The sequence below is a fragment of the Acinetobacter sp. V89_4 genome, from assembly GCF_029967875.1.
Classification (GTDB): Bacteria; Pseudomonadota; Gammaproteobacteria; order Pseudomonadales; family Moraxellaceae; genus Acinetobacter; species Acinetobacter oleivorans.
Map to the genome: position 1 here is coordinate 428,593 of NZ_JASCAI010000028.1, position 20,973 is coordinate 449,565.

The 20,973-nt window shown below is 39.9% G+C and carries 17 protein-coding genes; 2 read left to right on the forward strand and 15 right to left on the reverse strand.

Translation table 11 applies throughout. The features are described from left to right. Positions 1-22: 22 nt before the first annotated feature. From QLG01_RS13665 to QLG01_RS13715, 11 genes are all read right to left on the reverse strand, one after another. Complete coding sequence (locus tag QLG01_RS13665; RefSeq protein WP_192833313.1) at positions 23-1,090, reverse strand: ABC transporter substrate-binding protein; 1,068 nt, start codon at positions 1,088-1,090, stop codon at positions 23-25. Between the two features lie 50 nt (positions 1,091-1,140). Then, on the reverse strand, positions 1,141-2,049 hold the full coding sequence (locus QLG01_RS13670; RefSeq protein WP_151826985.1) for a TauD/TfdA family dioxygenase: 909 nt from the start codon (positions 2,047-2,049) through the stop codon (positions 1,141-1,143). Positions 2,050-2,168: 119 nt separating this feature from the next. After that, positions 2,169-2,966 (reverse strand): Crp/Fnr family transcriptional regulator, encoded by a 798-nt coding sequence (locus QLG01_RS13675; RefSeq protein ID WP_282496717.1) that lies wholly within the window; start codon positions 2,964-2,966, stop codon positions 2,169-2,171. A gap of 156 nt (positions 2,967-3,122) precedes the next feature. Beyond that, the gene (locus QLG01_RS13680; protein WP_004925095.1) at positions 3,123-3,530 is read right to left on the reverse strand and encodes a biopolymer transporter ExbD; all 408 of its coding nucleotides are present in this window, start codon (positions 3,528-3,530) and stop codon (positions 3,123-3,125) included. Further along, positions 3,530-4,264, reverse strand: coding sequence for a MotA/TolQ/ExbB proton channel family protein (locus QLG01_RS13685; RefSeq protein ID WP_005305335.1), 735 nt, complete (start codon positions 4,262-4,264; stop codon positions 3,530-3,532). The genes QLG01_RS13680 and QLG01_RS13685 overlap by 1 nt, the downstream gene beginning before the upstream one ends. Positions 4,265-4,300: 36 nt before the next feature. Beyond that, positions 4,301-5,143, reverse strand: a complete 843-nt coding sequence (locus QLG01_RS13690; RefSeq protein ID WP_282496718.1) for an energy transducer TonB — start codon at positions 5,141-5,143, stop codon at positions 4,301-4,303. 12 nt (positions 5,144-5,155) lie between these two features. After that, positions 5,156-5,971 carry an ABC transporter ATP-binding protein gene (locus QLG01_RS13695; protein ID WP_282496719.1) on the reverse strand — a complete coding sequence of 272 codons (816 nt, stop codon included), beginning with the start codon at positions 5,969-5,971 and terminating at the stop codon, positions 5,156-5,158. Positions 5,972-5,980: 9 nt separating this feature from the next. Next, positions 5,981-7,606 (reverse strand): ABC transporter permease subunit, encoded by a 1,626-nt coding sequence (locus QLG01_RS13700; RefSeq protein ID WP_348994504.1) that lies wholly within the window; start codon positions 7,604-7,606, stop codon positions 5,981-5,983. 318 nt (positions 7,607-7,924) lie between these two features. After that, the gene (locus QLG01_RS13705) at positions 7,925-9,121 is read right to left on the reverse strand and encodes an LLM class flavin-dependent oxidoreductase (protein ID WP_282496721.1); all 1,197 of its coding nucleotides are present in this window, start codon (positions 9,119-9,121) and stop codon (positions 7,925-7,927) included. A 22-nt stretch (positions 9,122-9,143) separates the two neighbouring features. Beyond that, on the reverse strand, positions 9,144-11,474 hold the full coding sequence (locus QLG01_RS13710) for a TonB-dependent receptor (protein ID WP_348994505.1): 2,331 nt from the start codon (positions 11,472-11,474) through the stop codon (positions 9,144-9,146). A 252-nt stretch (positions 11,475-11,726) separates the two neighbouring features. Further along, a complete protein-coding gene (locus QLG01_RS13715) occupies positions 11,727-14,339 on the reverse strand; it encodes a TonB-dependent receptor plug domain-containing protein (RefSeq protein ID WP_282496722.1) in 2,613 nt (870 codons plus the stop codon). Positions 14,340-14,624: 285 nt separating this feature from the next. Here QLG01_RS13715 and QLG01_RS13720 point away from each other — a divergent pair, with 285 nt between their 5' ends. Continuing rightward, positions 14,625-16,208, forward strand: a complete 1,584-nt coding sequence (locus QLG01_RS13720; RefSeq protein ID WP_049064044.1) for an ABC transporter substrate-binding protein — start codon at positions 14,625-14,627, stop codon at positions 16,206-16,208. A gap of 62 nt (positions 16,209-16,270) precedes the next feature. On the opposite strand, the gene QLG01_RS13725 is transcribed toward QLG01_RS13720, so the two are convergent. The 4 genes from QLG01_RS13725 to QLG01_RS13740 all read right to left on the reverse strand — a co-directional run bounded on the left by QLG01_RS13725 (position 16,271) and on the right by QLG01_RS13740 (position 19,585). Further along, positions 16,271-16,675, reverse strand: coding sequence for a biopolymer transporter ExbD (locus tag QLG01_RS13725; RefSeq protein WP_001018517.1), 405 nt, complete (start codon positions 16,673-16,675; stop codon positions 16,271-16,273). After that, positions 16,675-17,409 carry a MotA/TolQ/ExbB proton channel family protein gene (locus QLG01_RS13730; protein WP_005040660.1) on the reverse strand — a complete coding sequence of 245 codons (735 nt, stop codon included), beginning with the start codon at positions 17,407-17,409 and terminating at the stop codon, positions 16,675-16,677. Before QLG01_RS13730 ends, QLG01_RS13725 begins: the two co-directional genes overlap by 1 nt. 24 nt (positions 17,410-17,433) lie before the next feature. Continuing rightward, on the reverse strand, positions 17,434-18,261 hold the full coding sequence (locus QLG01_RS13735; RefSeq protein ID WP_199943076.1) for an energy transducer TonB: 828 nt from the start codon (positions 18,259-18,261) through the stop codon (positions 17,434-17,436). 190 nt (positions 18,262-18,451) lie between these two features. After that, positions 18,452-19,585, reverse strand: coding sequence for an LLM class flavin-dependent oxidoreductase (locus tag QLG01_RS13740; RefSeq protein ID WP_199943075.1), 1,134 nt, complete (start codon positions 19,583-19,585; stop codon positions 18,452-18,454). Positions 19,586-19,899: 314 nt separating this feature from the next. Here QLG01_RS13740 and QLG01_RS13745 point away from each other — a divergent pair, with 314 nt between their 5' ends. After that, positions 19,900-20,973, forward strand: coding sequence for an ABC transporter substrate-binding protein (locus tag QLG01_RS13745; RefSeq protein WP_250375715.1), 1,074 nt, complete (start codon positions 19,900-19,902; stop codon positions 20,971-20,973).

Sequence of the window (20,973 nt, forward strand, 5' to 3'; positions counted from 1 at the left end):
ATTAAGTTTTAAAAGACGGCGCTTATTTCACTGATTTCAAATATTCGTACTGCTGAGTGGGTTTCCAGTAGGTCTTTAAATTTGATTGTTCAAGTGCTTGATTTACAAATGACGGATTGATCCAGCTTTTGACGTCAATATTTTTGCGTATCAACCCTTGTTGCGTAGCCAAAGTGATTTTTTGCTGCAATTGTTGGGTGTAATAGCCATCAAATAGCGGTGAATATAAAAACTTCAGATTTACACCATTAAGTTCCTGAGCATATATAGATGCCGGATAACCCGATTGGGTAAAAAAGAGTGCGACTTGTGGTACTCGATTTTGCTCATTTGAGAGCCAGTTCAGTCCTTTTACAACCTGTGTCACCACCTGTTGTGTTTCATTTGGATATTGTCGAATAAACGATTGACGACCTAAAAACACACCTTGAGTAGATCCTGCACCGTTTAATTGACGACTACTTATAGGCAAGTTAACGATGTGTTTGTCACGTAACGCAAAAAATCGAGAAGGTCCCCATGACGCATCAATTTTTTTTGCGGCCAAAGCGGCGTTGACGGCGTTAAAGTCTAAATTGACCACTCGCACATCGCTGAGCTTTAAACCTTGGCTGTTCAATGCACTCACAAATGACAATTCATCTGCTGTTCCTCTTAACAAACCAACGCGTTTTCCTTTTAATTCAGCAAAGTTTTTGATCGGAAGATCAGATCTTACCGCTAGATAATTGGTAATGCCGCGCGCCGTTGGAACAAGTAATTGGGTATCTAATCCATTGGCTTTACCAATGATCGGAGGTAAATCTCCTAAAAAGGCGAAATCCAGTTGATTGTTGGCCAATGCTTCATTAATGGCTGGCCCAGCACCTTTAAAGAAGTGCCACTCCACTTTGACATTGTTTTTTGCAAGTTCTTGCTCAAGCCATTTTTTATTGTAAAGCACATCAACAACTCCACCACCCGCGTGTTTTTGACCAGCTGTCAAATCAGGAGAACCAATTCGGATTGTTTTAAGGCTTTCAGCGTAACTGGCATGTCCAAAAGCCAATAAGCTCAGCAAGATCAATTTTTTAAAAATTGATGGTTTCATTATATCTTCCACATTTTTATTGATAAATCAGTGTTTTATTGCTTAGACGCTTAAGACGTAGATGGCTTAATTTGCTTACTCGCTTTGCCATCGATATCAACAGGAACATCGCCTGCCAACGTAACGCGTCGCATAATACGCAAGGCACTACCGTAATCATTGACGGCTAAATGCTGAGTGGCACGGTTGTCCCAAATAGCGACATCTCCGTCCTTCCACGTCCAGCGAATCGTGTTTTCTGGTTTGGTAATACGATCTTGAAAAATTTCAAACAGCTTGTTGGACTCTTTAGCAGTCAGACCTACAAAACGTTTAAAAAATTGGCCTAAAATTAAGGTTCGTTTACCTGTTTCAGGATGGACTCTGACCAATGGGTGTTCCGCCTCATAGACTGTTGAAGCAAAGATTTTTTGATGGCGTTTTACGACTTCATCACTTGCAGAAGGGCGAAAACCACCATAATCAAAATCATTGGTGTGAATCGCACGGAGCTGATTGGCAAGGAGCTTTAGCGGCTCAGGCAATTCATCATAGGCTGCTTCTGTATTTGCCCATGTGGTATCTCCCCCTCGATTGGGGGTAGTTACTGCTCTTAAAATGCTGATTTTTGGATAATTTGAAACAAAGGTGACATCGGTATGCCAAACGTCTGCACGACCGTCATGCCGGGAATCAAGTTCAAATATATAAGTCGAACCCTCTGCCACTGGAACAGTAGGATGTGAAATAGGTTGCCCAAGCAATTCGGCAAACTTTTCCTGTTCTTGATCGGTTAAATGTTCCTGATTACGGAAAAAAATAACTTTATGTTCAAGCAATGATTGCCTAATTTGATTCAAGACCTCCGGGTTGAGGTTTGAAGATAATTCAACACCATTAATTTGTGCACCGATACGACCTGCTAAAGGAATTACATCGATTAACTCATTCACTGGTTTTCTTATTAATAAATCTGCCATATCATCGTTCTCATCATTGATGATATGAGTTTAGAAATTACACCTTTTAAATTCTGCAACAAAAATTACATAGCATTTCTGCATTTATGAAAAATTATTCATAATTCGTCATAATCTCTTTAGCGCAGTAAGGCCTTTAATTTGTCGATGTCTTTGACAGAGATATGATTGTATTTTGTTTCTATAATGCCTTCTTCAACAAACCACTGAATTTCCTTTCTGATGCTTTGTCTCGATATTTTTAAAAGTTCAGCTAAATTTTCTTGTGAAAGTTTTAATAAAACCTCAATACCTTTTTGAGTTTGGGTCGAAAAAAATTCGATTAAATAGATGAGCTGCCGCGCAATTTGTACCTTTAAAGGTTGTGTAGAGGTGTGATAGATATCATTGTCTAAAAGCCGTGTTCTCTGACATACCAATTTTAAAACCTGATATAGCATGCGTGAATTGTGCTGTATGGTGTGCTTAAAGATATGTTCAGGAATGGTTGCTATCACAGTTGCTTCATGTGCAACATATTCATGCTCTAAGGCAGATTCAGAAATAAGATAGACAATATTTAATAGTGCGCCTGTAGGAATAAAACGATGAATAAGATATTTCCCATCGTATGAGTTCCAACCTAATTTGAGTACACCACTTAAAACAATGATGAGTTCACGACAGTTTTGATTTCTCGAATATAGCACTTGCCCTTGATATAGATGCTTTATCTTAATTTCATTAAATAATTTCTGCTTTTCTTCAAGTGAACACGCGTCCATAAATTCACATTCTGACAGCATTTGTTCAGCCAGTTTTTTATATTCAAAGGTAATGTTGAAATCTTGATAACGATTGATATGAGTTTGATCTAATAAATCTAAAAAATGATCATAGTTATTTCTTCTTTTATCGTTATAAACAAGTGTTGTCATTCGCCATCTCACCATCAAATTGAAGCTCTAAAATAGACCATACAACCTAATCGTGAAATTCAAGTTTAATATAAATTTAGATTAAACAATTATATAAAAATCAAGATCTCAAATTTGGATCTTGATTTTCTTTCATCTCATTTATTTTGATAGAACTTAAGACTTAGGCGACGTAATGACTGATAGTTTATCAACGCCTACCCGTTCTATGCTGGCCAGTAACTTGGCAACCGTACCATAAGGAACCGTCTCATCTGCATTCAGGTTCAGAGCCAGTTTAGGATTGGCCGCCTTACGGGTTTGAATGGCCTGTTCGAAGTGTTCAAGAGTGACTTTATCTTTATCCAGATAAATTTCCCCTTTTGGATTAACACTAATGACTACAGCCTTGGTCTGATCTGTCACCTGCGTTGGTGCAGCCTTGGGTAAGTTTACCTTAACAGTATTGGTTAGTAAGGGCGCCGTGACGATAAATACAATCAGAAGAACCAACATCACGTCTACTAAAGGGGTAATGTTGATCTCGCTAACGACATCATCTTGTTCCGATGTTGAGATTGCCATTATGCATATACCTTTTCTTTATTGTGGTTATGGCTTAACTCGCTGGCTGGAGTACTCGTATTTGTTGTTTTCGCCTTGACTGTCTTAAGCTGGAAACCTGATTTTTGGTTTAGGCTGACAAAATCGGTCGCAAAGTCATCTAGTTCTGCACCAATAGTTTTTACTTTACGCACGAAATAGTTATATGCCAGTACCGCTGGAACAGCCACTGCAATCCCGATGCCTGTTGCAACTAGTGCTTCACCAATCGGTCCTGCAACGACATCCATACTGGCATTACCCGAGTGTGCAATGGCCTGTAAAGCATGGATAATCCCAAAGACTGTACCAAATAGGCCAATGAAAGGTGCATTATTACCAATTGATGCGAGCAAGGCAGAGCCTTTTTCTAACTGGCGGCGTTCGGACAAAATTTGTTTGCGTAAATGACGCTCAAGTAAATCTTGGCGACTCCAGCTATGTTGTAAATCTTGATGAGTATCATCGTCTGCATCGGCAAGTGTTTTAAAACCAGTATTTGCAATGCGTGCCACTGGTCCTTGCCCTGCTTCCGATTTTTGAATCGCATCTTGCAGATTTTTGGCACTCCAGAATTCTTCTGCAAAGGCTTTGCTTTGGCGGTTGGCTTTTTGGGTTTGAACCAGTTTAATGACAATCAAACCCCATGTCACAATTGAAAAAGCAACCAATAACCAGATAGTCCCATCGTGGATCAGGGAGTTTATATCACTCATGTTAAAATTCCTTATAGATCAATATTAAGTTAAAAATTATTTTGGGAGCTGATAGTGAATAGGAACATCGACCCATCCTTCGACTGGTGTCTTCCCTTTTAAGGCTGGTGAGAATTTCCATTGTTTTACGGTTCTCACCGCTGCACTATCGAGTATTTTTTTGCCACTGCTCTGTTTGACTGTCACGCTATCGGGGCTGCCATTTGGCAAGACTTTTACCCTCAAGATGACTGAACCTTCCCAACCTCGATCGAGAGCCTGTTCAGGATATTCAGGCGCTGGATTACTCAAATAACCTGCATAACCCTTTGCTTCTGTAACAGGCAAGTTGTCATCAGCAGCTTTCGCAGGTGCTTCAGTGGGTTTTGAAACGGGTTGTTGAACAGGAGCAGCCACCACGTTTTTACTTAAGGTCTCTGCTACAGGTCGTGGTTGCTCTACGGCCTTATGCTGTTCAACAGGTTTAGGCTGCTCAACGTGTTTCTGTACGGGTTTCGGTGTCTCTATTTGCTTTTGTACAGGCTCAGGCTTTGGGCTAACAGGCGGTATCTTTGGCTTTTGCACCACTGGAGGGATTTTAGGTTCAATCACCTTAGGTTGTTCAGGCGGTTTGACAATCTCTATCACCACAGGGTCAGCTGTTTTGACATCAAGCTGAGGTGTAGGAAGTTGTTTGGCGATATACCAGATTCCCAAATGTGCCGCAGCAACGGCGACAATTGCAATTGCCAAAGCATTCTTTTTTGGCCCAGCAGGATCATTTCCAACATCTACGTTATGGCTAAAAGGATCATTAACCGTCGTTGTATGGGTGACCTGATTGGATAATTGCTCAAATAAAAATGCTTTTCTAATCGAGCCTTGACTAAATTCACTCATCAATAACTCCTATTAACCAATTTTATCTTCGGTCAAAATCCGAAAAATCTGTTCTTTTAATTGATGCAATTCAAAGCTTGAACGATTTCGAGGACGCGGCAAGTTGACGGGAATAATCTGTTCAACACGACCAGGTTTGGGTTTTAAAATCACCACACGATCTGCCAGAGTTACGGCCTCTTCCACATCATGTGTAATAAAAACAGTGGTCATTTTTTGTTGGGATTGAATACGTAGCAATTCATTTTGCATTTGATGCCGTGTTAACGCGTCCAAGGCACCAAACGGTTCGTCTAACAGAAAAATACGTGGTTGCACCACAAGACTACGAGCAATAGCTACACGTTGAGACATCCCGCCAGATAGTTGGTGTGGATAGGCCTTTTCAAAGCCATTTAAGCCAATCAACTCAATTGCTTTCTGGACCAGAATATCTTTATCACGTGAAGTTAACGCCTCATTTAATAAACCCAGCTCAATGTTTTGCTCAACGGTAAGCCAAGGAAATAAACGATGTTCTTGAAAAACTACTGCTCGATCGCCACCAATGCCGCTTACATCCGCACCATCAATTAAAATTCGACCATCAAAATCTTGATCAAGTCCAGCCAAAAGACGTAAGAGTGTAGATTTACCGCAGCCACTGCTACCTACAATCGCAATAAACTCCCCTTCTTTAATTTCTAGATTAAAGTCGTAAATGACTTTGACAGGTTGTTGATTGACGACAAAAGACTTATGAACATGGTGAAATGCCACACGTGTTTGAGCATGAGATTGAAAAGATTGGTGCTGTTTTTCAGTATTTGTATTAAGGGTAATTGTCATGGTCTGACCTCAATTTTTTCGCCAAGATGTTGCGTAGTTTTCAGTTATTTTGCCCAGCCATGCCAGAATCGCCCCTAAACCAGCGACCAAAACGGTTGCTGCTATCACACGCTCCATTTCAAAGTTTTGCTGTGCTGCCATCATGTAGCTACCTATACCAATTCCAGAGCCCATCAAGTATTCAGCTCCAAAAGATGCCATCCACGAATAGAGCAATGCCAATCGAAACCCAGCAAACATTGAAGGTGCAATGCTCGGTAAAATCAAAAGCGTTAAGCGTTGAAGCAATGTCATTCTTAAGGTACTTGAGACTTCAACAAGCTGCATTGGAATGCTCGACATGCCTTTCCATGTCGCAATAAACATCGGAAAAAATGTCGCTATTGAAATGAAAACAATTTTTGATAAATCTTCGAGCCCAAACCAAGCTGTCAGTAGCGGAATCCAAGCAAAAATGGCGATTAGACGTAATGTGTTGAGTGTAGGTGCCAACAGATTTTCAATAGGTTTAAATAACCCCACCACAATTCCTACAGATGCCCCAATTAGCCCGCCAATGATCAAACCCAAAATTGCACGATAAAGGCTGTAATACATGGCGGTAGTGAGTGAGAAATCTTGAATGCCTGACCAGAGTGCTTCCAATACTTTCCACGGCGCGGGCAAAATTTGACTCGAAATCAAGTTAAACCAACTGCTCACTGCCCAAAGCACGACTAAACTCAAGGGTAAAACCAATGACTTGAAAACATCGGATCTGTTTTTTTTGTGAAAAGTATGCGCACTCAAAGCAGCATGTGGCCAAAACACAAACTTACGTTCAATGCGAAGTAGGATAAAATCGAAAATAATTCCGACAGATGCGATCACAAAAATCGTGACAAAAACAATATCAAGCTGAAATAGCTGACGACCTGTCACCATTAAATATCCAATGCCTTCCGATGAAGCCAATAACTCAACAGCAATTAAGCTCGTCCAGCCTGCTGCAACAGCTAGTCTTAAACCAGTAAAGAAATATGGAAGTGTGGCTGGCAGGACAAGTTTTGTGAGCAAGGTTAGACGATTGAACTGTAAGATTGCTGCCATTTCTTTGAGTTTGGGTTGAATGTCACGTACCCCTGCCTGAGTATGTAAGGCAATTGGCACCATTGTGGCCTTAAAAATTATGAAAATTTTTAAACTATTTTCGATGCCGAGCCAGATCATGAGCAAAGGTAACCAAGCCAATGTTGGGATAATGACCAGCGCATAGAACGTTGCAGAAAGGTATTGTTCCGCAATGCGGCTATAACCCAGTAAAACACCTAGAAATACGCCGCCTAACACACCTGATAATAGGCCAAGACCAAAGCGCTCAAGACTGATCGCAAGCTGTGACCATAGATCTTGAGATGCGATTTCAACGAAAGAATGCCAAGTGTCTTTTGGGGTAGGTAAAATTTGGGCAGGCATCCATTGCTCGTTTGACGCTACCCACCACAGTAAGAATAAACAAAGAGGTACAATCCAATAGATCGCAAGCGAGTTAAAATACCCAACAGAAATGAACCATGGTTTCTTGGTACTTTTCCAGACAATGCCGGATGAGTTTTTTTGCGAAATTATTTCTTTCATATCTCGATATATATCCATACATTCTGCTGTTATAGATTTCTCAGAATGTTTAACTAAACCTATACCTGATGATCATTTATCCGTGTCATGCAGATCTAATATGAGACGTGTTGTGATCATCTTTGGTGTTATGCTCTGGATGAGTGTAAAGAGAGATGTTTTGTTTAACTGTCTACACAGGTACAAAGATCAGAAAATATTTATATTTATAAATAAGAGATAAAGATAAGAATTCTTGTATAAACCTTTCATAAAAGATCAAACGCGTAAAAGGAACAAAAAGTAAATAAGCCTAACTAGCTTACTAATCAGGCTTATTTAAAGAACATTTAAACTTTAAAGCGCAATATCAAACTCTGGGCTAGCTACCGTAGGCTGTAATCGAGCACGTTGTTTTTTAAAGTGCGGAAGAACGTGTTCACCAAGACGGTATGACTCTTCAAGATGTGGATAGCCTGCAAGAAAAAATAACTCTATGCCAATGCTATTGTATTCTTCAATACGCTCAATAATCTGCTGGTAACTCCCCACTAAAGCAACACCAGGTGGCACACCAATATATCCAAATCCAGACCAAACATTTGGATGAATGAAAAAGTCGCTAACATTTTTACTGCCATCTTTTTCGGCATACTCTTTTTCAAAGCTTAATACCCGCGCTGAGCGTAAACCCGCATGGGCTGCCGCCGCGTGTAAACGTTGCTTTTCAGCAGCTTCATCGAGAAAGCGCTGTGCCTCTGCCAACGCTTCTTGTTCAGTACGGCGAGCAATGGTATCGATCGATAGACCAAATTTTATATTTTCACGACCATACTTTTTTGCACGAGCACGTACGTCTGCAATCAATGCGGCAATTTCTTCTGGTTTTTCAGCTCGCATTAAATAATAGTCGGCATGTTTTGCTCCAAACTCGCGAGCAGCTTCCGAAGAACCTGCTGTGCAAATAATTGGAAGGCTTGCTTTATTCAGTGGATATTTTAGACCACCGCCTTCTGCCGAATAGTACTTTCCTTTATAGTGAAATGAAGGATTATTCCAATATCCTTTTACAACATCTAGAAATTCTGTAGCACGTGCATAACGTTCATCGTGAGGTAAGTTATCGCCTACTTGACGTTGAATGACTTCCGAGCCGCCATTAATAATATTCCAAACCAGTCGATTGCCCGTTGCACGCTGATAAGTTGCCGCAGTTTGTACAGCATTATATGGACTAAAATGATAAGCCTGAAATGCAGTCACAAAGTTAAGTTTTTTGGTTTCTCTTGCCAGCAATGAACATACTGTCCAAGGCTCTTCACCCGTTGGTGCGTTCACCATGAGTGCACCAGCAAAACCATTAATTTCTGCTGCCCGCGCTACCTGACTTAAGTAATCAATATAGGTAAAGTCATCACCTACTTCATAGTTCGAAACAGCTCCGGTATTTTCAACATTTTCAATATTGGCCCAATCACCGCGATTACGTGGGTCACCGGGTAAAAATTCTGTTTCGCCATGAAGTGGTAAACGTGTAAAAAATTCAATTCCCATTATTTTCTCCGTAAAGCAAAGCTTAGAATTTTGCAGTGAGAGAAACACCAACTTGACGTGGGTTTCCATAGGTTAAGACATATTGTCCAGCAGGACCATTTGGTCGCCCATGAACTTGATATTCTTCGTCTAGCAAGTTTTTAACGTAAGCATTAACTTGGTATTTATTATTTGCGCTGATATACCCAACGTTCGCGTTCCATAAGGTGTACCCTTTTTGACTCAAGATTGGGTCAACAGAATAATCTTGACGATTGACTAAGAAAAATTCACGGTCACGATATTTTGCATCTGTGCCCACGATGACTCGTGCTCCACTATCAAGATTAAAGGTATATTCACCCCCTAAACCGATGGTGTACTTTGGAGAACGAACCAAGCTGTTACCTGTATTGTCAGCATTTACGACATTGGTTACTGGGTTTTTATCAACAAAGTCGGTGTATTCACTGTCTAAATAAGCACCTGCAAAACGTAGGCGTAAGTTATCGGTAGCTAAATAATCTAGTTCTAATTCTGCACCTTTTACTTCTGCCTTAGGTCCATTTGCTAGAACTGAGGTTACTCCTCCACCTTGTCCTTCTGTCGCAACCAATAAATTTGTTTGAATATCTTTGTAGTCATAATAGAAAATATTGGCATTGGCGGTTAAATTGCCTTGTAACAAGCTAGACTTCAAACCTAGCTCATAGCTATTTAAATATTCAGGGTTAACATCTGCAAGTTGCGTCAGGCTACTAGAAAGTCCAGTGTTAAAACCACCTGAACGGAAACCTCGAGCAAAACGGAAGTATGTGTTGATATCAGGAGTGATTTCATATTCTGGCGTAATATCGTAAGTCAGCTCATTCCATCTCTTTTTACGACTTGTTGAACCATTTGCATTCGGCGCTGGGTTATAAACCGCATTACTGTACCCGTCCTTTTGCCACCAACTGCCTTTGGTGTAATCGCCCGAGGTAATTTGAACAAGATCTAGATCAATATCTTTTTCTTCACTTGTCCAGCGTAGACCACCTGTTACTTTAAATTTATCGGTAAATTTATAGGTACTGTTACCAAACAAGGCAAAACTTTGTGTGGTCTGGTTATAGGTAATATCTCTAAAAGCTGGAGTTCCTGCTGTTTGAGCTGGAGCGCCATTCGGTAATGTTTTATTTACTCGCGCACTTACGCCTGTTGAGTCTAAATCTTCATTAAAGAAGTGAAAACCTGCGATCCAACTAAGTCTTTTTTCAGCATCAGAAGAAACACGAAACTCTTGGCTATATTGGCGCCACTCATTATCGCTATAGCTTCTTGCTACATCGTAAGGCGTATAGTCACCATCAGAAATAGATTTTTGAGTGGTTTTATCAAACGCTGTAATGGATGTAAAAGTATGACCGCCGCCTAAATCTCCTGTTAAGGTGAGTGAAGCGCCGTCATGTTGGATTTTATTACTTTCAGGTAAGTCTAAATTTGTATCTCGGCCTTGTGGTCTTTCATAAACACCCCAGTATTTTCCAATACTTAAAGAGCCATTATTACCAAGACCATTATAAGTTTGGCTATGTAGATTGACTAAAGCATTCCAATCATCATTAATTTTTCCTAATATCTGGAATCGGAATGATTTTTTATCTACATCCCCGTAATTTTCACCATTGGCTAAATTTTTTGCATAGCCATCGCGGTCTTCTGAATAAAATGCTCCTCGTACGGCAACGTTATCTGATATAGCCCCGTTCACGGCGCCTTCAAAAGTACGAAGATTATGGTCACCTATTCCTATTGTTCCATAACCGGTCGGTTTATCTGTAAAAACAGGTTTTCGTGAAATGTAATTCACCGCACCAGCCGTGGTGTTTTTACCGTAAAGCGTGCCTTGTGGACCACGTAGAACCTCAATACGTTCTAAATCGAATAAATCTCCAGCACCAGCAACAGGTGCATTTAAATAAACCCCATCTGCATAAATACCGACTGGAAAAACTGTAGAGGCGGCTACGTCGCCAGTTCCTAGACCACGAATATACCAACGTGGACGGCTATCGCCATCTGGGTTTTCAGCTGCTGCATTGGGCGTATAAGTTAAAACATCGCCAATAAATGTTGAGCCTTTCGCGGCCAAATCTTTGCCTGAAATCGCTGTAATTGCAGTCGGAACTTTTTGTATGTTTTGTGCGCGATATTGTGCAGTAACGATGACATCGCCTAGTTTTTTTACATCTTTAGCATTTACCACTTGAGCTTGTTGCTCAGCAGGAATTGCATCAGCATCATCGTTCGCTAAAGCTAATGTCGAAACACTCGCCGTTACTCCCCACATAGCAGTTAAAATACTCTGCCTAATTTTTGTAACCTTAAACATGGTGACTCCATTTAAATAAATCTATTCTTATATTGGCAACTTCTATGCCATTTAATTTATTTGAATAATTTCAAATATTTAATGAAAAATTAAAAATAAAAATGATTCAATGCTGCTGATAGATAGACAGTCTGAAAGGTATTATTGTTGTTATTTCAACATTCACGATTTAACGTGTTTTATATCCCGTATTAATAATAAAGCCATACAGATGTATGGCTTTTTAAGATTCTTGGAAATGATTGATTGGGTTTAAAATTTATAACTAAATTGACCTTGTACAGTCAGAGGACGCATGGGTTGTAAAAACTCGCTATTTGATCCTGCCAAACCATTCACAAAATTTCGTTCATTGGTTAGGTTAAGAATGTTAAGGCCCACCGTCCACTGTGGCTGGCGATAATAAAGACCTAAGTCCAGATTATAGTTATTTGGTACTTTCACGGTTTGACTTAAGTTTGTGTACCAGTAGCTTGTCCACCATCCCGAAAGGTTAACTCCAAAACCAGACTGATGCTGGTAATCTACATAAGCACTTGCAGAGTACTTGGGAATTCCTGCTGCATCATAACGTCCGGCTTTACGTTGGTTTAAAGCGTTATTGTCTCCCCAAACCGTAGCATTGTCCGCATGAAAGCCAAATGGTGAAAAACCAGCAGGTATAATAGAGCTGTATTCAGCATCTAAATAAGTGAAATTTCCCCCAATTGCTATATTTTTTTGAAGTTGCCATCTTAATGATGACTCAATACCTTTTATTTCAAAGCGAGCCATATTTCCGTTGGTATCAGGCGATAGATCTCGTTTTTGTTCAAATCCACTTAGGGTTAAAAATAACTGGTCAGTAATAGGTTCATATTTAAATCCTACTTCTTTTAGCTCACTTTGACTGTCAAAAGCTAAAGGATTAAGTTGATTTCCTGCACCCCAAATCAAGAAAGGCCCAAATACTCCCGTATTTAATGCAGTGCTTTTGTCATAGGTAAAATAGAGTGTGCTTTTCGCAGTAGGCTTAATAAACGTACTCAGTTGATAGCTCAATAGACTATATTTATCACTCGAAGAACGGACATCTGTTGGGGTTAAAACAAGTGGGTTTTCAAGTTTTGCTCTTACAGAACTATGGTTAATGCCTAAATTAATACCGAATACATCGTTAAAGGTAAAGTTTTGTTGTGTGAACACACTCAACGTATCCCAGAAACCAGAGCCCGTATAGACAGCGCCTCCTCCATTCGGTGGAAAGCCACCTTTTTCAGCATATAAACCATTTCCAATTGGGTACATGCGCGGCAAATTTAAATAGCCAAAATATTGAGAATATTGAGGCACTCCGGCTTGTCCAATCCAACCCCCTGTTGAACCGCTATTATTAATCAACCCCAGTAAATCACCAGGGTTCTTCTGCGATGGATCATTGGTTAAATCATAAGGATTAATATTAAAACTATTATTTGCAGCTAAAGAGGTAAACTTCTCATGACGATATGTTCCTCCGGTACTGCTTTTATTATTAATTTTTACGCCAGCTATTTCAAAATCATAGTCACCTAAAAATTCTAGTCGGTTATCAATTAACTCATGATCTAAATCTGTAAAAAAGCTTCCAACAGAGTCGCCTAAATCTTTGTTATTTTGATAGAGCGTACTGTTTGCAATAGACCAATGGTCATTTAAATCTTTAATTACTTTTAATTGAGTGCTAAATCGCTTGGCACTATTTTTATCTTCACTACGTCCTGAAACATTATCATCTAGCTTGACCAATTCATTACCGGGGATTGATGGATCATAGACCCAACCTTTAATGGTTCCTGCTTGATCCGCAGTTGAGTTCGGTAACGGCGTGGTCTGAACTCCACCAACGGCAACATATTGGTTTTTATCGTTCTTCTGACGAGTTTGCCAACCAATGACTTTAGAATTTGCCGCACCCGATTCAAATACAGGAGACCAAAAAGTCGAACCGTTTTGAATAATAGGCGTAGCTCTACCTTTGTAATAAAGGCCATTATCAACCGATTGTTGCGATGCTCTATTCCAGCCATGCGTCACATTAAAATCGTAATAGTCATCGTAACTGATATTCCAATCTACCCTTAAACGATCATTTGGGCGCCAAGCAAGTGCTCCATAAAATGCATTAAAGTTATTTTTCACATTGTCATAATAGTCATCTGTCTTTTGTGCTGTTGCACTCACGCGAAATGCTAATTCTTTTGAAATCGGGGCCGTATGATCAATACTGACAGAGAAATTAGGCTCTGCTCCTTTACCTGAGTAAATGGAACCTACCATCCCAGAGATATTGGTTTCGGCTTTATTAAAATTAGGCTTTTTTGTCAGGTAGTTAATATATCCGCCAGAACCTGAAGTAGGTGCAAAAATTACACCTGTTGGCCCTGCCACAATATCGGCTCCTTCATAAGCATTGAGATTGGTTGGATGGCGAGTACTGTAAATGCGTTGACTATCTTGAAAAACTTCCGAGTTCTGTCCACGAATTTGTGGAGCAAAGTTAGCATTTTGTCCCCCGCCTCGCGTAATACTCGGTGCATATTTGACGAGATCATCCGCACTGCGAATAACATCTTCTCTAAATTGTTGTTCTGACACTTGCGATACTACACGCGGGGTATCCAATACAGAGCTATCCGTTCCATAAATTGAGGTAACTTTGCGTTTGGGAACTACGGTGGTTTTCTTAGCTGCTCCAGTAACGACTACATCGGACAAAGTAATTACATCACTTTCAGAATCACCTGCTTGCTGTGGCGTTTCTTCGGCAAAAACATATAACGGTAAAGTCGCCCCTAATACGCTAAGCGCAATAACTAAAGGTTTTAATTGAAAAGGCTGTCTCATATCACACTCAGTAAAGTAAATTTACAATGCGTTACGCAAAGCCTATGCCAACCATTGAATCGCCAAATAACTCAATCTAACAATTTGATTTATTTATTTTTAATTTCTCATTGTTTACTTATCAATTCTATTCATGTTTATTTTTTCAACAAAGCTGTTGAAATAGAGACACTCACCAAAAACAATAATTATATAAGCATTTGATAAATATATTAAAATTATATAAAAATATTGGCATTTATTCTGCAATACCTTAGAGGATGAAGATCTAATCAGGTATTTATAATGACAAATCAAACATTTCAGTTATCACGTCGAAAATTTTTAACACAAAGTCTCACGGCGCTAGGTGGCGTCTCTTTGTTGGGCAGTTTATCAGGTTGTGGCCCCTCTCCAGATAATAGTAACGAATCAAAAACTACCTCTTCAGCAACGCCAAAGCATGGAGGTGTTATACGCTTGGGTCTAATTGGAGGACAACAATCAGGCAGTCTAGATCCTCATCTGTCAGCATCGGGAAGTGGTATTACACGAGGTTTCGCTATTTATAATAAGTTATGGGAATGGGATGAAAATATGCTTCCCCGACTTGCTTTAGCGGAGTTTGCAGAACCTAATCACAATGCAAGCGAATGGACCATCCGTTTACGCAAAGGCTTAGAATTTCATCACGGTAAAACCATTACTGCTGATGATGTGATCTTTTCAGTGAAACGCCTAACAGACCCTAAACTCGCTTCACCATTTCGTAATCTGGTGCAGTGGATTGACCGAGATCGTATTCAAAAACTAGATGAATATACTGTTCGTATTCCTTTTATTAGTACGATTCCCGGTTTTGTTGCACTGCCTGAAACTTGGGTAAACTTTGGAGGAATTGTACCGACTGACTTCGACCCTATTCATAATCCAGTCGGAGCTGGTCCATATAAAGTCAAAGAGTTTATTCCGGGGCAGCGTTCTGTTTTTACCCGTTTTAATAACTACTTTAAAGCAGACAAACCTTATGCAGATAGTTTTGAAGTGATTGATTTTAAAGATCAGGTCTCTCGATTAAATGCTTTATTGGCTGGACAAATTGATGTAGCAAATGCGATTTCGCCCGAATATATTAAAATTTTGGAGCAAGCAAAACACATTCAAACCATACGCTCTGCGACCAATACGCATAATAGTTTTGACTTTAATACTCAACAAGCGCCGTTTAATGACCCTAGAGTGCGTCAGGCATTTCGTTTGATTGCAAACCGAGAGGAGTTGGTACAGCGAGGCTTAAATGGACAAGGTCGAATCGCCAACGATCTTTATTCGCCGCAAGACCCTGCTTTTCTCAATTTGCCGCAGCGCCAACAAAATATTGCCGAGGCAAAAAATCTATTAGCCCAAGCAGGTTTTAAAGATGGTTTGAGTGTAGAACTTGTTACCCCAGTAAGTAGTGCTCAACCTGCATTAATTTTTGCCGAGCAAGCGAAACAAGCCAATGTGAATATTCGAGTTAAACAAGTGGATTTTGCAACGTTTAATGGCCCTGACCGCAGTAAGTGGCAGCTATCGAGTAATGCAACCAATGTCGGCACACCATATTTATCGACTGCCGTTGTTAATGATGCACCCATTTCTACAACGAATCGTGTGAACTTTAAAGACCCTGAATATAGTGAGTTATTTTTTAAAGCACTGGCAGAGCCTGATTTAGCCAAACGCAAAATCCATTTGGCGCAAGCACAAAAAATTCAACATGAACGTGGTGGAATGCTCATTTGGGGATTTAGCCATACGATTGACGCAGCAGCTAAAAATATTGGTGGTTTAGCTCCTGAACATACAATTTTTCCGACATGGCGCTTTGAAAAACTCTGGAAAGCTTAATACTCATCTGTAACCGCACCATAAAAAAAGCTGCCGAAGCAGCTTTTTTTATGGAGGCCTAATTATTTAGGCACTGTAATCACAGAGAGCTTATCTACACCTACACGTTCAATACTTGCCAATAATTTTGCAACTGTTCCATAAGGTACAGTCTCATCAGCATTTAAATTTAATGCTAATTTAGGGTTACTGCTTTTGCGTGACTTTATTTCTTGTTCAAAGTTCGCAAGTGTCACCTTATCTTTATCAAGGAATATTTCACCTTGCGGATTTACACTAATCACCACAGCTTTGTTTTGATCTGTAGATTGAGTTGGAGCTGCTTTTGGTAAGTTCACTTTCACCGTATTTGTTAACAAAGGAGCTGTCACAATGAAGACGATGAGTAAGACCAACATGACATCGACTAGCGGCGTAATATTAATTTCACTGACGACATCGTCTTCTTGAGAGGTAGAAATTGCCATTATGCAAACACTCCTTTCTCTTTCACTTCTTTAGCAGAAGTATCTTTAAGCGCCGTATTACCAGTCGTACCCTTTTTTGCAGTTGGTAGTTGGAATCCTGCTTTTTGATTCAGGCTCACGAAGTCCGTTGCAAAATCATCAAGATCTGCGCCAATTGTTTTTACTTTACGCACAAAGTAGTTATAGGCAAGTACCGCAGGTACAGCAACTGCAATACCAATACCTGTTGCAACTAACGCCTCTCCAATTGGTCCTGCAACGACATCCATGCTGGCATTACCTGAATGAGCAATCGCTTGTAATGCATGAATAATCCCAAATACTGTACCGAACAGACCAATGAACGGTGCGTTATTTCCAATAGAAGCCAGTAAAGCTGAACCTTTTTCTAATTGGCGGCGCTCAGTTAGAACTTGTTTACTTAAATGGCGCTCTAATAAGTCCTGACGGCTCCAACTGTTTTGTAAGTCTTGATGCGTCTTTTCATCTGCTTCAATTAAAGTCTGAAAACCAGTGTTAGCTACTCGAGCTGCTGGGCCTTCACCAAGTTCAGACTTAGTTACTGCATCTGATAAGTTTTTTGCCTTCCAAAACTCTTCTACAAAAAGCTTACTTTGTTTTGTTGCTCGCTGCGTCTGGACCACTTTAACCACAATCAACACCCAAGTCACAATTGAGAAAGCAACTAATAACCAGATCGTGCCGTCATGGATCAATGAATTAATATCTGACATGAAAATATCCTCTTAATTTAAATTTTATTTCGGTAATTGATAATGAATTGGAACATCGACCCAGCCTTCTACAGGGGTTTTCCCTTTTAGCGCAGGTGAAAATTTCCATTGCTTTACTGTTCTTACGGCAGCACTGTCTAGAAGCTTTTTGCCACTACTTTGCTTGACACTGACTGTATCCGGGCTGCCATTTGCTAATACTTTGACCCGTAAAATGACAGAGCCTTCCCAACCACGTTCTAAAGCTTGTTCAGGGTATTCAGGTGCAGGGTTACTGAGATATCCGGCATAACCTTTGGCTTCAGTCACAGGTAAATTGTCATCTGACGCTTTTACAGGCTCAGCCACTTTTTTAACCGGTTCTGCGACTACTTCTTTTGTGACCACAGGTTCTGCAACTTTTTGTGGAGTTGGTTCAGCCACTGCTTTTGCAGCTGGCTTAGGTTGCTCCACACTTTTTTGGACAGGTTTTGGCTGTTCCACTTGTTTGGGAATTGGCTTGGGTTTTTCCACCACAGGTGGAACTTTTGGCTTTTCAGTAATCGGTGGAATTTTAGGTTCAATTACTTTAGGTGGTTCAACCGGTTTTACGATTTCAATCACCACAGGTTCGGGTTTATGAATATCTAAAGCTGGTGTCGGCAATTGTTTTGCGACATACCAAATTCCAAGATGTGCTGAAGCAACCGCAATAATTGCGATTAAGACTTTATTCAACTTCACTGGAGCAGGTTGAATAACGTCTTGATCATGCTTTGCAAATGGATCTGCAATTTCAGTTGTGGCTGCAACTGTCGCAAATTGCTCAAAGAGCAAAGCCCGCTTATGGGGATTAAAGATTTGATCACGCATAAAAATTTAAACTAAAAATAAAAGATTTAGTCGTAAATTGCACAAGCCATGCCAAAACTATAAGTTATTATTTTTTATTAATTTAATTTGTATTTTTTAAATGATTGATACAAAAGATGTTGGTTTTCAGACAGTGTTATGCTGTTCAAACAACAAGATCCCTTTGATATCGCAAAGGGATCTAAGTTTATTATTTTAATTTATATCCTACTAAGGGTACGACTTCTTCAGCCACTCGATATGCTTCTTCTAAATGCGGGTTACTTGCTAGAATAAAATGTCCCACTCCAATATCAATATATTCTTGCAAACGTTCTGCGACTTGCTCATAGCTCCCGACTAAAATACAGTTTGGGCCACCTCGTACATTTGACATTCCCGCCCACACATTCGGACTCACAAATAGGTCTTCAAAACGGTTGCCTTGTGCTAAGGCTTGCTGGCGCTTTGCTCCTACAGATTCAGTGTCTTTGCGTTCAAAAGCATTACTATCGACAGCAATGGTTTCATACATTTGTTTAAGCTCTTGAAAGGCTTGTTCTTGAGTAGGTCGCGCTAAAATATCGATACGCATGCCAAATTTAACTTTTCGTTCTGGCGAATTCTGCTCAAAGAAATTTTGAGCCTGTTCAATCACTTTCTTTTGTTGGTCTACAGGCTCCCCCCAAGTTAAATGAATATCGGCATGACGTCCTGCCACTTGTAACGCAGCGTCACTCGCACCTGCTAACCACAAACGCGGAACGTCATATTGATTCATTGGGTATTTCAGGCCGCCCTGTTCAACATGGAAAAACTTTCCATCATAATTAAAAGGTGCATGGTGCGAATAACCTTTCACAAATTCTAAAAATTCGTTGGTCCGTGCATAGCGTTGATCATGTTCAATAAAGTCCCCATACGCACGTTGTTGTGCACCACCTCCACCTGAAATCACATTCCACTCTACTCGTCCCTGACTTAAGCGTTGCAAACTTGCAGCCATTTGGCTTGCATAAGCAGGATGAATAAACCAAGGCTGAATTGCGATGAGCAAACGAAGTCTTTTTGTCTCTCTTGCAAGTGCAGACGCTAACACCCATGGTTCTTCAGTATGTGGAAAAGCAGGAATGAGTGCGCCATGAAAACCAACAATATCGGCTGCTTTCGCCACTTGCTCGACATAGTCATAGTAAGCAAATAACTGATCTTCATGTTGCGGCGCAACACGTTGCGGAGATTGAACTGCTGGAGTTAATTGATTCCATTCACCGCGTGTGTGTAATTGATGTGCTCGACGACCATCCCCATGAACAGGGATTCTCCATAAAAACTCAACTGACATAATGAATCTCGATAATTTAAAGATTTGACGATATTTAATTCGTTATAAGTCTTATGAGCAGGAATCATGCCGTTATTTTTTTAAATTAATTTTTAGCTATACTACTGTTTTATATAAATATTAAAAAATCGAGTTTAAAAGCTGTGTTGATATTTCAACACTTAAACGCTAAAGAGTGTCCCAATCACAACACAACGGCGGCATTTAACCTCAATAATAATTATAAAAAATTATAATTTATTGATTTATTTAAGATAATTTTGTTGGCGTGGTTCTTGCTCAATACTCATATATTTTTTAATTCTTATGATGATATGCGTATTTTTCCACGTCTAGTTTTAGGTTTTAGTTTTTTGGGTCTTGTTGCTTGTGGCGCACAAAAAACAGAAGAGACCACCCCAAAACAGTCTGAACAGCAACAACTCCGAATTGCTGTCGTTGCTAATGGCACTTCGGGTAGTTTGGACTTTATTGGTGTGCCACAACTCATTTCACAAGATCAAATTTTTCTAAAAGCATTAAAGCAAAATCACATTGAATTGAAATGGGAACCTGTGACCACTGCTGCTGTAGCAACTCTGGTTAATGAAAGTTTTCTAAATAATAAAATCGATTTTGCTTTTTATGGAAACCTTCCTGCTGTAGTCCTTAATGCCACAGGCGTTAAAACACAAATTGTTGTACCCGGAGGTATTGGTAATAACGTCTACCTTATCGTTCCAGAAAATTCACCTATTAAATCTATTGAAGAATTAAAAGGTAAAAAAATTGCATTACATCGTGGCCGTCCGTGGGAAATTAACTTTGGGCAACTCATACAAAGTAAAGGATTAAGCCTAAAAGACTTTCAAATTGTGAATTTAAACCCGCAAGCTGGGGCTGCTGCTTTATCTGCCAAAAGTGTAGATGCCTTTTTTACCTTAAGCGATGCGCTTACTTTACAAGATCGCCATTTGGGTAAAATTATTTGGTCGTCACAATCTTTGCCAGCGGACTGGAAAATGCGTGCCGAACTCTGGGGTAGCAAAAGTTATATTGAGCAACATCCAGATACCACGCAATTACTTGCTGATGCGACAGTACGTGCAATGGACTGGATTGCGCACCATCAAGATGAGTTTCAGCAAAGTCAAACTAAGTTTGGCCAACCTCTTAGTGTGATTCAACGTGAAAGCCAGAATACGGCAAGCACATGGCAACAAGACTGGTCTCCAGACTATCAAGTCGACTTTTTGAAACAGCATTATTCAAAAGTCATTGATCACGCAGTGAAAAATCAGCTTATTCAAACACCAATCAAAGCAGATGAACTGTTGAATCCGAAGTTTACCCGTCAAGCGATTCAAAATTTACAGGCCAATCATGCTTCAAATAAGCAGGGAAACTAG

What these genes read in the sequence shown, in the direction of transcription:
- QLG01_RS13665 (WP_192833313.1), bottom strand. Translation starts at nt 1,090, where the DNA reads ATGAAACCATCAATTTTTAAAAAATTGATCTTGCTGAGCTTATTGGCT.
- QLG01_RS13670 (WP_151826985.1), bottom strand. Translation starts at nt 2,049, where the DNA reads ATGGCAGATTTATTAATAAGAAAACCAGTGAATGAGTTAATCGATGTA.
- QLG01_RS13675 (WP_282496717.1), bottom strand. Translation starts at nt 2,966, where the DNA reads ATGACAACACTTGTTTATAACGATAAAAGAAGAAATAACTATGATCAT.
- QLG01_RS13680 (WP_004925095.1), bottom strand. Translation starts at nt 3,530, where the DNA reads ATGGCAATCTCAACATCGGAACAAGATGATGTCGTTAGCGAGATCAAC.
- QLG01_RS13685 (WP_005305335.1), bottom strand. Translation starts at nt 4,264, where the DNA reads ATGAGTGATATAAACTCCCTGATCCACGATGGGACTATCTGGTTATTG.
- QLG01_RS13690 (WP_282496718.1), bottom strand. Translation starts at nt 5,143, where the DNA reads ATGAGTGAATTTAGTCAAGGCTCGATTAGAAAAGCATTTTTATTTGAG.
- QLG01_RS13695 (WP_282496719.1), bottom strand. Translation starts at nt 5,971, where the DNA reads ATGACAATTACCCTTAATACAAATACTGAAAAACAGCACCAATCTTTT.
- QLG01_RS13700 (WP_348994504.1), bottom strand. Translation starts at nt 7,606, where the DNA reads ATGGATATATATCGAGATATGAAAGAAATAATTTCGCAAAAAAACTCA.
- QLG01_RS13705 (WP_282496721.1), bottom strand. Translation starts at nt 9,121, where the DNA reads ATGGGAATTGAATTTTTTACACGTTTACCACTTCATGGCGAAACAGAA.
- QLG01_RS13710 (WP_348994505.1), bottom strand. Translation starts at nt 11,474, where the DNA reads ATGTTTAAGGTTACAAAAATTAGGCAGAGTATTTTAACTGCTATGTGG.
- QLG01_RS13715 (WP_282496722.1), bottom strand. Translation starts at nt 14,339, where the DNA reads ATGAGACAGCCTTTTCAATTAAAACCTTTAGTTATTGCGCTTAGCGTA.
- QLG01_RS13720 (WP_049064044.1), top strand. Translation starts at nt 14,625, where the DNA reads ATGACAAATCAAACATTTCAGTTATCACGTCGAAAATTTTTAACACAA.
- QLG01_RS13725 (WP_001018517.1), bottom strand. Translation starts at nt 16,675, where the DNA reads ATGGCAATTTCTACCTCTCAAGAAGACGATGTCGTCAGTGAAATTAAT.
- QLG01_RS13730 (WP_005040660.1), bottom strand. Translation starts at nt 17,409, where the DNA reads ATGTCAGATATTAATTCATTGATCCATGACGGCACGATCTGGTTATTA.
- QLG01_RS13735 (WP_199943076.1), bottom strand. Translation starts at nt 18,261, where the DNA reads ATGCGTGATCAAATCTTTAATCCCCATAAGCGGGCTTTGCTCTTTGAG.
- QLG01_RS13740 (WP_199943075.1), bottom strand. Translation starts at nt 19,585, where the DNA reads ATGTCAGTTGAGTTTTTATGGAGAATCCCTGTTCATGGGGATGGTCGT.
- QLG01_RS13745 (WP_250375715.1), top strand. Translation starts at nt 19,900, where the DNA reads ATGCGTATTTTTCCACGTCTAGTTTTAGGTTTTAGTTTTTTGGGTCTT.